The following is a 13,586-nucleotide window of genomic DNA, read 5'->3' on the forward strand; positions in this document are numbered from 1 at the left end:
ACTGCTTCTCGCCGATATTGCCGTAATAGCCCTTCAGCTTCTGCTTCGCCATGAGCTGAATGCCGTAGTCGGACGGCTTGCGGCGGCGCTGACCGTGCTGGCCCGGGCCATATTCACGATCGTTGAACGGGGACTTCGCACGGCCCCAGAGGTTGACGCCAAGGCGCCGGTCAATTTTATGTTTGGAGCTAAGGCGCTTGCCCATAACTCATCTCCTTCGAGTTCTTTGCATTTGTCCCGATAGGGCGTCCGGCCTTGCGGCCCTGGCCGGGGACAGGAGGCTGATCCGCCTGCCCCGCGTTCTCGGGAATTGAGGCGCGCACTATACGGATCGAAGACATGAAGTCAAGCCGTGCAGCGGCTTTCCGGCCGAGCGGTGCAAATTACCCTGGGACCGGATAAAACACGGACCGTTATAAGCTTCATCGACACACACCGGCAAGCGAGGAGCATCGCAGATGGACTGGATCCTGGACCCGACACTCTGGGCGAGCCTCGCCACGCTGACCGCTCTCGAGATCATTCTCGGGATCGACAACATCATTTTCGTCTCGATCGTCGCCGAGAGCCTGCCGGAGGAGAAGCGGGCCATGGCCCGCCGGGTCGGCCTCGGGCTGGCGCTGATCCTGCGCCTGCTGATGCTCTCCGCCCTCGCCTGGATCGTCGGACTGACCGCACCGCTGGCGGAGATCTTCGGCTACACCCTCTCCTGGCGCGACCTGATCCTGCTGCTGGGCGGGCTCTTCCTGCTCTACAAAGGCACGCACGAGATCCACAATTCGGTCGAGGGCGAGCATGAAGGCACAAAGGCGAAGACAGGCGCCACCTTCGCCGCCGTCATCGGACAGATCATCGTGCTCGACCTCGTCTTCTCGATCGACAGCGTGATCACCGCGGTCGGCATGGTGCAGGATCTCGGCGTCATGGTCGCCGCCGTGGTGATTGCGATGATCGTGATGATCGCGGCCGCCGGACCGATCGCGAGCTTCATCGGCAAACACCCGACGACGAAGATGCTGGCGCTCAGCTTCCTGATGCTGGTCGGCGTCGCGCTGGTGGCCGACGGGCTGCATTTCCACATCCCGCGCGGCTACATCTATTTCGCCGTGTTCTTCTCCGCCGCAGTCGAAGTGCTGAACCTGGTGGCCAGCAACCGGAAGAGGAAGGCACGGGAGGCGGCCTAGGCGCTCAACCGTCGCTGCGGCCGTCCTTGTCGAGAAGCGCACTCACCACGCCGTGGAGCGTGCGCACGTCCTGGTCGGTCATCCGGGCACGATTGAAGAAATTGCGCAGGTTGCGCTTGATCGTCGGCGCAAGATGCTCCGGATAGAGGAAACCGCCGTCCTGAAGCTCGCGTTCCAGGCGGGAGAGGAAATACTCGCGGTCCTTGACGCTGGCCGGCTCGCCGCTCCCGCTCAGGCTCTGCTCCGGCGTGGCATCGCCCGCCTGATACCATTCGTAGCCCAGAAGCAGCACCGCCTGCGCGAGGTTGAGCGAGGCAAAGGCGGGATTCAACGGCACATGAACGATGGCATCGGCGAGCGCGACCTCGTCATTCTCTAGGCCCGCCCGCTCCGGACCAAAGAGGATCCCGCCGCGATGTCCTGCGGCGAGATGCGCCTTCATGACCGACGCCGCCTCACGCGGGACATAGGCGTCCTTCACCTGATCCCGGCTACGCGCCGTCGTGGCGAGCACGAGGCTGAGATCGGCGATCGCGTCCTGCGTCGTCTCGTAGACCTTGGCGTTCTCGAGCACCGACACGGCGCCGGAGGCCATCGCTTCGGCCGCCGGATTGGGCCAGCCATCGCGCGGGGCGACCAGCCGCATCTCGCCGAGCGCACAGTTCAGCATGGCGCGCGCGCAGGCGCCGATATTCTCGCCGAGTTGCGGACGCACCAGAATGACGACGGGCGCCGCCCCGCCGGGCTGCGCGGCGGCCTTGCTTTTGTCCGTTCCCGCCATGGCTCAGGCGTCGACCTTCGCTTTGGTGCCCGCCTTCAGCAGGCAATAGGTCAGGCTGTCGGAGAGCGCCATGATCGAGGCGTCGATGATGTTGGCCGAGACCCCGACCGTACGCCACATGCTCCCGTCCGGCCCCGCGCTTTCAATCATCACCCGCGTCACCGCGTCGGTGCCGTCGCTGTTCGGCGGCGGCGGCAGGATGCGGACCTTGTAGTCCATCAGCTTGACCCCGTCGATGTTCGGATAGGCGGTGCTGAGCGCCTTGCGGATCGCGAGGTCGAGCGCGTTGACCGGACCGTTGCCGACCGCGACCTCGTGCAGCCGCTGCCCCGCCACCACGACGGTGGCGGTCGCCTCGGACTCGATGACGAACTGTCCGCGCGCGTTGAAGCGGCGCTCGTCCATCACGCGGAAGCGCTCGATAGAGAAGTAATCCGGTACGGAATCGATGGTCCGGCGGGCGAGCAGTTCGAAACTCGCCTCGGCGGTATCGTAGGAATAACCGAGGAATTCCTTCTCCTTCACGTCGTCGACGAGGCGCTGGATCTTCGGATGCTTCGGGTCGATCTCAACGCCGATCTCGGCGAAACGGGCGAGGATGTTGGACCGGCCGGCCTGGTCGGACACCAGAATGTGGCGCTGGTTGCCGACGAGCTCCGGGTCGACATGCTCGTAGGTCTTCGGATCCTTCTGCACCGCCGAGACATGCAGCCCGCCCTTGTGGGCGAAGGCCGCGTCGCCGACAAAGGCCGCATGCGGGTTCGGCGCCCGGTTGAGGCGGTCGTCCAGCATGCGCGAGAGCTTCTTCAGCTGCTTCATGCCCTTCTCGTCGACGCCGGTCCCGTAGCCCATCTTGAGGCCGAGGATCGCGGTCAGGGTGACGATGTTCGCATTACCGCAGCGCTCGCCGAGCCCGTTGATCGTGCCCTGGACCTGGCGCGCACCCGCGCGGACGGCGGCCAGCGTGTTGGCGACCGCGTTCTCCGTGTCGTTATGAGTGTGGATGCCGACATGATCGCCCGGCACCACCTTTACGACCTCGCCGACGATCTGCTCGACCTCGTGTGGCAGGGTTCCTCCGTTGGTGTCGCAGAGCACGACCCAGCGCGCGCCGGACTCATAGGCTGCCCTGGCACAGGCCAGCGCATAGTCAGGGTTCGCCTTGTAGCCGTCGAAGAAATGCTCGCAATCGAACATCGGCTCGAACCCGCGCTTGGCAGAGAGCTTCATGCTGTCGCGGATCATCTGGATGTTCTCGTCGCGGTCGATCTCCAGCGCGACATCGACATGGAAGTCCCAGGTCTTGCCGACAAGGCAAGTCGCCGTTGCTTTGGAATCGAGGACACCGGCCAGTCCCGGATCGTTCTCGGCGCTGCGTCCGGGCCGGCGCGTCATGCCGAAGGCGACCAGTTTGGCGCGCTTGAGCCTCGGCGGCTCCGAAAAGAAGCGGTCGTCCGTCGGGTTCGCCCCGGGCCAGCCGCCTTCCACGTAATCGATCCCGATCTCGTCGAGCGCGCGCGCGATGGCGATCTTGTCCGCCGGCGTGAAATCGACGCCGCGGGTCTGCTGACCGTCGCGGAGTGTGGTATCGAATAGATAGACGCGGTTATCCGTCATTGCCCGTTCCTTCATTGCGAGGCCGTGTTTTAGCACCGCGCGGGCGCAAGAGACAAAGGCAATAGGGTGTCGTCAGGACTGAGGCGGCGTCTGGCGGCACGAACTCGGGCCGCCCCCCGAAACTCTGACACCAGCATTGCAAATACCTGATTTCACCCTGGGTTGGTTTTAATATAGTTTTCCGCCGCAATTCCGCCGAAATGACTGTGCTTTGCCAAAGACCCGATGAGCCCTGCGACTGAACCGAGCCATTTTATCTACGCGTCCGTCCCGGAGAGCGATCCGGCGATCCGGAATCTCGTACCGGACCCCAGCCAGTACAGTCTGCGGAACTACGCGATTTGCGGCTTCCGGAACTCGGAACTCGACAGCAACCGGTTCATTCACATGCAGCACCGCTGCCTGATCGACTGGTTCAATCAGAAATACAGGAACGAGTTCGACGGCGTCCTTTTCACAGAATTCGATCCGATCGACGTGAAGCCGGCGCTCGGCTCCATCGTCGTTCTCGAGCCGACGGACAATTACGAGGCCTATCGCTACCGTCTCTACGGCTCACAGGTCGTCGACACCTATGGATCCGATCTGACCGGCCGGACAAGCACCCAGCTCAACACGGAATCGACCCGCAACGTGCGGCCGCAATATCAGGCGGCAGCCCGGAACAACATCACGGTCTATACAGAGCATGACCTGCGCCGCCGGAAAGAGCCCGACATCATCGAGCGCTGGGACCGCTGGTCGCGGCTGATCCTGCCACTGGTGGATGACAACAAGACCGTCAGGCGGCTCCTGGTCAGCATGGTGCCGACGGAGATCCCGTTCAACAGCGCCTATAGCGGTCCCGCCTCCTAGGCCCGGCGCCAGGCCGTTCCGCCGGCCCCGTCCTCCAGCACGATCCCTGCCGCGGCGAGCTCGTCGCGGATACGGTCCGCCTCGGCGAAGTCCTTCGCCTTGCGCGCGGCCAGACGCCGCTCGACCAGATCGTCGATCTCCGCATCTTCAAGGCCGCCTTCTCCGCCCGGGGTCCATTTGAACCAGGCTTCCGGATCGCTGCCGAAGAGCCCCATCAGAGCGCCCGACGCCTTCATGCTGGCCTGCAGCGCGGCTTTCTTCTTCGGATCCGTCGCCTTGTTCGCCTCGGTCGCCAGCGCATGCAGCCGCGCGATCGCGAGCGGCGTGTTGAGATCGTCGGCCAGCGCCGCGACGAGTTCGGCATCCGGTTTCGCATCCGGCAGATCGTCGCCCGCGTCGCGCAGGACCAGATAGAAGCGGTCGAGCGCGGCCTTGGCTTCCTTCAACCCGTCCTTGGAGAAATCGAGCGGCGCCCGGTAATGAGTGGAGAGCAGGTGAAAGCGGATGGTCTCGCCCTGCCATTCCTTCAGCAGATCGTGGACGGTGTAGAAGTTGCCGAGCGACTTCGACATCTTCTCGCCCTCGACCGTGACGAAGCCGTTATGCAGCCAGGTCCGCGCCATGCGCTCGGTGCCATGGGCGCAGCAGCTCTGGGCGATCTCGTTCTCATGGTGCGGGAAGATCAGGTCCAGCCCGCCGGCATGGATGTCGAACTCCTCGCCGAGATAACGCGCGCTCATCGCCGAGCATTCGATATGCCAGCCCGGACGGCCGAAGCCCCAGGGACTTTCCCATCCCGGCGTCTCGGCATCCGACGGCTTCCAGAGCACGAAATCGGCCGGATCGCGCTTGTAGGGCGCGACCTCGACACGGGCGCCGGCGACCAGCTCGTCCCGGTTGCGCCGCGAGAGACCGCCGTAGTTCGGCATGGAGGGGACGCTGAACAGCACATGGCCCTCCGCCTCATAGGCGTGGCCCTTCTCGATCAGGCTCTCGATCATGGCGATCATGCCCGCGACATGCTCGGTCGCGCGGGGCTCCTCCGAAGGCGGGAGGGCGCCGAGCGCCGCCATGTCGGCGCGGTAGATCTCGGCCGTGCCGTCCGTCAGCTCGCGGATGGTAATCCCGCTCTCTTTCGCCCGCGCGTTGATCTTGTCGTCGATGTCCGTGATGTTGCGGACATAGGTCACGTGATCCGCTCCATAGACCAGACGCAACAGCCGGAAGAGCACGTCGAAGGCGACCACCGGGCGGGCATTGCCGATATGGGCGTAGTCGTAGACGGTCGGCCCGCACGCATACATGCGGACATTCGACGGATCGATCGGCGAGAAGACTTCCTTCTCGCGGGTAAGCGTGTTCTGGAATTTCAGGGTCGTGGCGGACATCGCGCAGACTTTCGGTTCGCGTGGAATAGAGAAATGTTCGGGGTGAGCCGTCAGCGCGGCCCGGATCGCCTAGGCGCGACAGAGATCCCCGGCGAGGAAGGCCGGAACAGAGATCACGTCCTGCAGCTTGCGCGAAAACATCTTGTCTCTTTTTCCTTAGGCGCGATGGCCCTGAAGCCGCGCGAGCACTTTCTCACGCGGGATCAAAGGTAGCAGGTCGGCCATGTCCGGTCCACGGCTTTGCCCTGTCACCGCCTCGCGCAGGGGCATGAAGAGCTGCTTGCCCTTGCGTCCGGTCTCCGCCTTCACGGCATCGGCCCAGGAGCTCCATGTATCCTTGTCCCAAGGGGTCTCAGGCAGGTGTCTTGCCGCGGCGGCCGCATAATCCGCATCCTCGATCAGCGGATCGATCTCCGCGCTGCAGACCTGCCACCAGAGCTTCGCGTCCGCGAGCTTCTCGAGATTGCCGCGGACGGCCATCCAGAACGGCGCTCCGCCGCCGATGCCCAGCCCGAGAAGCCGCTCGGCCACGACGGTATAATCGGTTTCATGCAGGATCTTCGCGTTCAGCGCTTCCAGTTCCGCCGGATCGAAGCGCGGGGTCGCGCGGGAGAACTTGGAGATGTCGAATTCCTCTACCAGCTGGCCGATCCGCTGGCGCGGCTCGACCGGGTCGGAGGTCCCGAGCTTGGCGAGCAGGGTGTTGATCGCCATGGCTTCCAGACCGTCCTCCCGGAGTTGTTCCAGGCTGAGCGAGCCGAGGCGTTTCGAAAGCCCCTGCCCTTCGGCGTCAGTCAGCAGCGAGAGATGACCCATCTCGGGCGGCTCCGCGCCGAGCGCCTTGAAGAGCTGGATCTGCGCCGCCGAATTGGTGAGGTGATCCTCGCCGCGCAGGATATGCGTCACGCCAAGTTCGATATCGTCGACCACCGAGGCAAGCGTGTAGATCGGCCTCCCGTCCGCACGCAGCAGCACCGGATCGCTCAGGCTCGCCATGTGGTAGCGGGATTCGCCGCGCACCAGATCGGTCCAGCGTTCCTCCTCGTGCAGCAGGAGGAAGCGCCAGTGCGGCGCGATCCCCGCGGCTTCCTTCTCTGCCTTTTCCGCGTCCGTCAGCTTCAGGGCCGCACGGTCGTAGACCGGCGGGCGGCCCGCCGAGAGTTGCGCCTTGCGCTTCAGACCGAGCTCGTCCTGGGTCTCGTAACAGGGATAGAGCCGTCCCCCCGCCTTCAGCTTTTCGACGGCCGCGTCATAGTGTTCGAGCCGGTCTGACTGGCGCGCGAACCGGTCCCAGGCGAGGCCGAGCCAGGTCAGATCCTCCTTGATCCCTTCGGCGAAGGCCTCGGTCGAGCGCTCGTCGTCGGTATCGTCCATCCGCAGGAGAAAGGTGCCGCCGGCCTTTCGGGCGAAGAGCCAGTTGACCAGTGCGGTCCGCGTATTGCCGACATGCAGCCGGCCGGTCGGACTTGGTGCGAACCGGACGACGACATCTTTTGATTGGGTCATTCTGCAGCCTTGGAGGACGGCGACGCCGAGTAGGCGCCGAGAAATGCGTTGGTCAGCGGATAGCGGCGATCGCGGCCGAAGGCCTTCAGCGTGACCTTCACGCCGGGAGGCGCCTGCCGGCGCTTGTACTCCGCCCTGTCGAGCAGGCGCCAGACCTTCAGCACCGTCTCCGGCTCGTAGCCCATCGCGACGATATCGGCGATCGGCGTCTCGTTCTCGATCAGCTCTTCCAGGATCGCGTCCAGCACCGGATAGGGCGGCAGCGAGTCCTCGTCCTTCTGGTCGGGCCTCAGTTCCGCCGACGGCGGTTTGGTGATGATCCGCTCCGGCATTACCGGCCCGTTAGGCCCGAGCGCGCCGGCGGGCTTGTTCTCGTTGCGCCAGCGGCAGAGCGCGAAGACGGACATCTTGTAGACGTCCTTCAGCACATTGTAGCCGCCGCACATGTCGCCGTAGAGCGTAGCGTAGCCGACGGACATCTCAGACTTGTTGCCGGTCGATAGCACCATGTAGCCGAACTTGTTGGAGAGCGCCATCAGGGTCATACCGCGCGAGCGCGACTGGATGTTTTCCTCGGTGATGTCGCTATTCGTGCCTTCGAAGAACGGCGCCAGCATCTCCGAGAAGGCGCCCATGGCCGGACCGATATTGATCTCGTCCAGCTTCACGCCAAGCAGGCGAGAGGCCTCCGCGGCATCCTCCAGGCTTTCCCGGCTGGTGTAGGGAGACGGCATCATCACGCAATGGACCCGGTCCGGTCCGAGGGCATCCACCGCGACGGCGGCGCTGAGCGCGGAATCGATGCCGCCCGACATGCCGATCAGCACGCCCTTGAAGCCGTTCTTGTTCACGTAATCGCGCACACCGCAGATCAGCGCCTGGTAGAGCGAGGCTTCGCCGGTCTCAACCTGTACCGTCTCTCCCGGCGCGCAAACCCAGCCGTCGTCGCCCTTGGTCCAGTTCGTGATCGCGACCTTCTCCTGCCATGCCGGGAACTGCCAGGCCAGAGAGCGATCGGCGTTCAGCACGAAGGAGGCACCGTCGAAAACAAGTTCGTCCTGACCGCCGAGCTGGTTCAGATAGACCAGCGGCAAGCCGCTCTCGACCACGCGGGCGACGCCGAGCTGCTGGCGCTGGTCCGTCTTTCCGAGTTCGAAGGGAGACCCGTTCGGCACCAGAAGAATCTCGCCGCCGGTCTCCGCCACGCACTCGACCACGTCAGGGGTCCAGATATCCTCGCAGATCGGAATGCCGATCCTGACACCCTTGAAGGCGATCGGTCCTGGCATCTCGCCCGCCGCGAAAACGCGCTTCTCGTCGAACACGCCGTAATTCGGCAAGTCGACCTTGTAGCGTTCGGCGGTCACCGCACCGTCCTCGATGAGCAGCATCGCGTTGTAAACACGCCCGTCCTCACCGCGCCACGGCGCGCCGAGCAGCACCGCCGGCCCTCCGTCCGCCGTCTCCTTGGCGAAAGCGAGGACAGCCGTACGGACGCTATCGATGAACATCGGTTTCAGTATGAGATCTTCGGGCGGATAGCCGCAGACATAGAGCTCGCTGGTCAGCAACAGATCGGCGTCTTCGCCGGCAGCGAACGCACGGGCCTCGCGAAGGCGGTCGAGATTGCCCTGGAAGTCCCCGACGGTCGGGTTCAACTGGGCCAACGCTATCGTAAGAGTGTCGGTCATGAAGCCTCTCTTAGCGCGGCGCGGGCAGGCTCACAAAGCGAAAACGGCGCCTGCGCGGCTCACATTTCGATACCGTGCTGCGCCTTGATGCTCTTCAGCACCGGCATGAAGTCGTAGGTCGGGTAGAACTCCGTATCGAACGCGCCCCAGGCACTCTTCTCGATCGCGAGATTGACCTCGCGCAGCCGATGCCCGGGGACTTTCAGGATCGCAACCTGACCGATGCCCATCATCACGAACCAGTTCACCACCTCGATTCCCTCGGGCGGGAACATCTTCCAGAACTCGGCCTTTTCCAGCTTCGCATTGATTTCCTGAAGGTTCTTGTCCTTCTGATGCTTCAGAAACACCGTAAGCAGGATCTCTCCTTCGCCAGCACTCATCTCGGCCTCCCTCGTCCAATGACTGATGCGGAAGCGGAACTGAAGCATTCACCTCCTTGATTGGCAACAGGCGGGGAGATGCGGCTACAGTGATTTCAACGAGGCAAAACGAATGGGAGGAAATCATGCCGGCAGGATACATCATCGCGCAGATCGACGTCTCCGATCCCACCGCGTTCGAGGAATACCGCAAGCTGGTCCCCGCCACGATCGCCAAGTTCGGCGGCGAGTATCTGGTTCGCGGCGGTAAACAGGAACAGCTCGAAGGCAGCAACAACCCGCGCACAGTCGTGCTCCATTTCGAAAGCTTCGACAAAGCGCGGGAATGGTACCATTCTTCGGACTACGAAAAGCCCAAAGCCATGCGACAGGCCGCGTCTAAAGGAAATGTCGTTCTGGTCGAAGGCGTCTGACCTCGCACTGATCGCCGGCGCACAGGAAGCTTTCCTGACGCATTTTTGTGCGCCACAATCTTTCACCCGCCTATTTTTTCGGCATAGCCGGAAACCTGACTGACCTGTCTCCTACGCGCTGCACAGCGTGTCTTGCCCGATAATCCGCATAGTCCCGCGGATCCCTCTCCCCGACGCATCGGGTGGCACATGTGTTGCGTTGCAACGTGCTCCTTCCTGCGACCTCAGATCGCGACGCCATGCTCAGACACGCTATCAAACGACTGCTCGTTTCCATCCCCGTATTGCTCGGGGTGCTCTTCATCGGCTTCATGCTGATGCAGATCGTTCCCACCGACCCCGCAACCGTCCTTGCAGGACCGACCGCGAGCGCTGCCGACATCGAGGCAATCCGGGAGTCGATGGGGCTAAACGAGCCCGTCATCGTCCAGTTCGGGATCTATCTCGGCCGCGTTCTGCAGGGCGATCTCGGACGCTCCCTCATCTCCAACAGCTCGGTCGTCGATGAGCTGGCAAACACGATCGGCCCGACGATCGAACTGATGTGCGCCAGCCTGATCTGGGCGATACCGCTCGGTATTCTTTTCGGCACCCTGGCCGCCGTCCGGCGCGGAAAGGCCTCTGACCGCATCATCATGGCCGCCTCGGTCGCCGGCGTCTCGATGCCGATCTTCTGGTTCGGCCTGATGCTGATCCAGTATGTCGGCTTCAAGTGGCAGATCCTGCCCTTCCAGGGCCGCGCCGGACCGCTCTGGACGATCGAGGGCCTCCGCCACATCATCCTGCCGGCGATCACGCTCGGCGGCGTCTTCGTCGGGCCTGTCGCGCGCATGACGCGGACCTCGCTGCTTGAGGTGCTGAGCAGCGACTTCGTCCGCACCGCCCGTGCCAAGGGCGTCTCGGAACGGGTCATCGTGCTGAAGCATGCGCTGCGCAATTCGCTGATCCCGGTGGTGACGCTGATCGGCCTGCAGATCGGCTTCCTGCTCGGCGGTGCCGTGGTGACCGAAACCATGTTCGCCTGGCCCGGGGTCGGACGGCTTGCGGTCGGCGCCATCGTCTCTGCTGATTACGCGCTCAGCCAGGGAGCGATCCTGGTGCTCGCGCTTTCCTTCATCATCGTCAATATCATCGTCGACCTGCTCTATGCCGTGCTCGACCCGCGCCTGAGGGTGTCATGACCGAGATTCACGTTTCCATGAACCCGGTCGACGAGGCGCCGGCCACCGCCGTGACCGCGCGGCGGACCGCCCTAAAGAAATTGATGCGGGACAAGGGAGCGGTGGTCTCCTTCGTGATCCTCACCATCATCGTCACGCTCGCGCTGGCGGCGCCGCTGATCGCACCGCACGACCCCTACGACAACAATCTGCGCAACATGCTGAAACCTCCGGCCTGGGCCGACGCCGCTCTGCCGGAGCATCTGCTCGGCACCGACGGCCTCGGGCGGGACATCGTCAGCCGCCTGCTCTACGGCACCCGAACCACTCTGATGATGGGTGTGATGGCGGTTCTGGCCGGAGGGATCATCGGATCTTTCATGGGGCTGATGGCGGCCTACTACAAATGGCTCGAGGGGCCGGTGATGCGCATTGTCGACATCCTGCTCTCCTTCCCCTCGATCCTCTTCGGTCTCGCCATCGCCGCCGTTCTTGGTGCCGGCATTTTCTCGATCACCATCGCCCTCACGGTTTCGGCCATTCCGACGATCGCCCGGATCACGCGCGGCGCTGCCGTCGTGCAGATGCAGATGGAATACATCACCGCGAGCCGCGCCGTCGGCATGAGCGACGCGCGCATCATCTGGCTGCATCTGCTGCCGAACAGCGCCTCGACGATCTTCGTCTACCTGACGCTCCAGCTCGGCCAGACGATCCTGCTCGGCGCGGCGCTCAGCTTCATCGGCCTCGGTGCCCAGCCGCCGACGGCCGAACTCGGAACCATGGCCTCGGAAGGCCGGAACTTTCTCTTCTTCGCACCGCACGTCTCGACGATCCCGAGCCTGGTGATCTTCCTGATCGTGCTGTGTTTCAACGTTTTGGGCGATGCCTTGCGGGACGTTCTGGACCCGCGGCTGCGCCAGTAGGAACGCGCCCGGGTCCGTCCTGGGCCGGAAAGGAGTGCCGCCCGGCACTCCGAATAAAAAAGGAGGCTTACACATGGAACTCAGCAAGTTGTTGCTGCGGGCGGGGGCAATTGCCCTCACCGCGGCCCTGCCGCTGGCGGCGCCCGCCGTCGCGGAGACATCGGTCAGCGTGCTCCGGACCATCGACACGGACCGGTACGATCCCCATACCTCCACCTCGCGCGCGACAGCCGAGGTCATGTTCATGATGGGCGACACGCTGGTTTCGCTTGCCCCGGACATGAAGACCATCCGGCCGCTGCTCGCCAAATCCTGGACCGTATCCGACGACGGCAAGCTCTACACCTTCAAGCTGCGCGACGACGTCACGTTCTGCAGCGGCAAGAAGCTGACGGCAAAGGACGTCAAGGCCACCATCGACCGATGGATCGCCCATCCGAAAGGCGTGGTGAAGAACCGCATGGGCGACGTCAAGGAAGTCCGCGCGGTCGACGACTACACGGTCGAGTATGAGCTGACGCAGCCCTATTCCGAGCTGCTCTATCAAATGACGCAGCATTTCCACACCATCCTCAACGTCGAGGATGTCGAGAAGCTGGGCGACGATTTCGGCGTGAAGGGCTTCGACGGCTCAGGTCCCTACTGCTTCGAAAGCTGGGAGCCGCGCAACGAGCTCGTTTTGAAGAAGCATGAAGGCTACAACTGGGGCCCCGACTTCTACGCCAATGTAGGCCCGGCCAAGGTCGACAAGGTGATCTGGAAGATCGTTCCGGAAGACAACAACCGGGTCGCCGGCATCCAGACAGGTCAGGGTGACGCGACCCAGTACCTGCCCTACTGGGCGATCGACCAGCTGCAGGCCAACCCGCAGATCTCGGTCACCTCGCCGCCGTTCTATTTCTGGACCTATTATGTCGGCTTCAAGATCACCCGCGACATCGTGAACGATCTCGAAGTGCGCAAGGCGATCAACCTCGCGGTCGACCAGAAGGCGATGGCCGAGGGTCCGTTCTTCGGCAAGGCGGCTCCGGCCTACGCCTACACCCATTCGGGCACGCTGGATTACGCCGCGGACGTGATCGACGAAAGCCTGTTTGGTTATGACCCGGTGAAGGCCGCCGCGATCCTCGATGCCGACGGCTGGAAAATGGGCGACGACGGCTTCCGCCACAAGGACGGCAAGAAGCTCGAACTGGTGGCCTACAGCTTCTCCAACATCTGGCGTCAGGTGATGGAAGCCCTGCAGGGCGACCTGCGGAAGGTCGGCATCGACCTCAAGGTCGAGGTCTTCGACGCGACCGTGATCTGGGGCAAGCTGAAGACACAGGATTTCGACCTCTACACCATGAGCTACCCGTACGTCTCCGCGGGTGACGCCCTCAACCTCTACTTCCCGTCGGGCAACATGCCGACGCCGAACCGGATGAACTGGGACAACGCGCAGACGGACGAATGGCTGAAAGAGGGCCGCGGCGCCCTGACCGACGCCGATCGTGCGGCAGCCTATGCGAAGGTCCAGAAGCAGGTGCACGACGCCGCGGTCTGGATCCCGATCGTGCATGAGCCGATGTTTGTCGCGGCGGGTCCGCGACTGAAGCCGGTCGAGGCCCACGGCATCTACGGTGCCGGTTTCTACAAGGGGCTCAGCCTCGAGCTGAAGTAAATGCCCTGAAACCTTTTCC

Annotated in this window: 12 protein-coding genes and 1 pseudogene; 6 read left to right on the top strand and 7 right to left on the bottom strand. The window is 63.6% G+C overall.

Features of this window, described 5'->3' with window-relative positions; all coding sequences use genetic code 11:
* Positions 1–205, bottom strand: a pseudogene (locus tag JJ959_RS08685) (30S ribosomal protein S4); the annotation flags it as partial.
* Between the two features lie 253 nt (positions 206–458).
* On the opposite strand from JJ959_RS08685, the gene JJ959_RS08690 reads away from it, so the two are divergent.
* Positions 459–1,184, top strand: coding sequence for a TerC family protein (locus JJ959_RS08690; protein WP_292882198.1), 726 nt, complete (start codon positions 459–461; stop codon positions 1,182–1,184).
* A gap of 4 nt (positions 1,185–1,188) precedes the next feature.
* Here the strand turns inward: JJ959_RS08690 and JJ959_RS08695 are convergent, their stop codons facing one another.
* Positions 1,189–1,965 carry an RNA methyltransferase gene (locus JJ959_RS08695; RefSeq protein WP_292882200.1) on the bottom strand — a complete coding sequence of 259 codons (777 nt, stop codon included), beginning with the start codon at positions 1,963–1,965 and terminating at the stop codon, positions 1,189–1,191.
* Between the two features lie 3 nt (positions 1,966–1,968).
* The gene (gene cimA / locus JJ959_RS08700; protein ID WP_292882203.1) at positions 1,969–3,582 is read right to left on the bottom strand and encodes a citramalate synthase; all 1,614 of its coding nucleotides are present in this window, start codon (positions 3,580–3,582) and stop codon (positions 1,969–1,971) included.
* 225 nt (positions 3,583–3,807) lie between these two features.
* Between cimA and JJ959_RS08705 the strand changes: the two genes are divergently transcribed.
* Positions 3,808–4,437 (top strand): PAS domain-containing protein, encoded by a 630-nt coding sequence (locus tag JJ959_RS08705; RefSeq protein ID WP_292882206.1) that lies wholly within the window; start codon positions 3,808–3,810, stop codon positions 4,435–4,437.
* On the opposite strand, the gene cysS is transcribed toward JJ959_RS08705, so the two are convergent.
* The 4 genes from cysS to JJ959_RS08725 all read right to left on the bottom strand — a co-directional run bounded on the left by cysS (position 4,434) and on the right by JJ959_RS08725 (position 9,405).
* On the bottom strand, positions 4,434–5,825 hold the full coding sequence (gene cysS / locus JJ959_RS08710; protein WP_292882210.1) for a cysteine--tRNA ligase: 1,392 nt from the start codon (positions 5,823–5,825) through the stop codon (positions 4,434–4,436). The genes JJ959_RS08705 and cysS overlap by 4 nt on opposite strands.
* Before the next feature lie 156 nt (positions 5,826–5,981).
* Entirely contained in the window at positions 5,982–7,331 is a 1,350-nt protein-coding gene (gene gltX, locus JJ959_RS08715) for a glutamate--tRNA ligase (RefSeq protein ID WP_292882213.1), read from the bottom strand.
* Positions 7,328–9,022 (bottom strand): NAD+ synthase, encoded by a 1,695-nt coding sequence (locus tag JJ959_RS08720; RefSeq protein ID WP_292882215.1) that lies wholly within the window; start codon positions 9,020–9,022, stop codon positions 7,328–7,330. The genes gltX and JJ959_RS08720 overlap by 4 nt, the downstream gene beginning before the upstream one ends.
* A gap of 59 nt (positions 9,023–9,081) precedes the next feature.
* The gene (locus JJ959_RS08725) at positions 9,082–9,405 is read right to left on the bottom strand and encodes a hypothetical protein (RefSeq protein ID WP_292882217.1); all 324 of its coding nucleotides are present in this window, start codon (positions 9,403–9,405) and stop codon (positions 9,082–9,084) included.
* 125 nt (positions 9,406–9,530) lie between these two features.
* On the opposite strand from JJ959_RS08725, the gene JJ959_RS08730 reads away from it, so the two are divergent.
* The 4 genes from JJ959_RS08730 to JJ959_RS08745 all read left to right on the top strand — a co-directional run bounded on the left by JJ959_RS08730 (position 9,531) and on the right by JJ959_RS08745 (position 13,567).
* On the top strand, positions 9,531–9,818 hold the full coding sequence (locus tag JJ959_RS08730) for a DUF1330 domain-containing protein (protein ID WP_292882219.1): 288 nt from the start codon (positions 9,531–9,533) through the stop codon (positions 9,816–9,818).
* 239 nt (positions 9,819–10,057) lie between these two features.
* Positions 10,058–10,999 carry an ABC transporter permease gene (locus JJ959_RS08735; protein WP_292882222.1) on the top strand — a complete coding sequence of 314 codons (942 nt, stop codon included), beginning with the start codon at positions 10,058–10,060 and terminating at the stop codon, positions 10,997–10,999.
* Positions 10,996–11,904: an ABC transporter permease gene (locus JJ959_RS08740; protein WP_292882224.1), complete on the top strand. Its 909-nt coding sequence runs from the start codon at positions 10,996–10,998 to the stop codon at positions 11,902–11,904. Before JJ959_RS08735 ends, JJ959_RS08740 begins: the two co-directional genes overlap by 4 nt.
* Positions 11,905–11,977: 73 nt before the next feature.
* Positions 11,978–13,567 carry an ABC transporter substrate-binding protein gene (locus JJ959_RS08745; RefSeq protein WP_292882227.1) on the top strand — a complete coding sequence of 530 codons (1,590 nt, stop codon included), beginning with the start codon at positions 11,978–11,980 and terminating at the stop codon, positions 13,565–13,567.
* Positions 13,568–13,586: the final 19 nt, after the last annotated feature.

Origin of the sequence: Nisaea sp. (genome assembly GCF_017640745.1) — a bacterium.
Taxonomy (GTDB): domain Bacteria; phylum Pseudomonadota; class Alphaproteobacteria; order Thalassobaculales; family Thalassobaculaceae; genus Nisaea.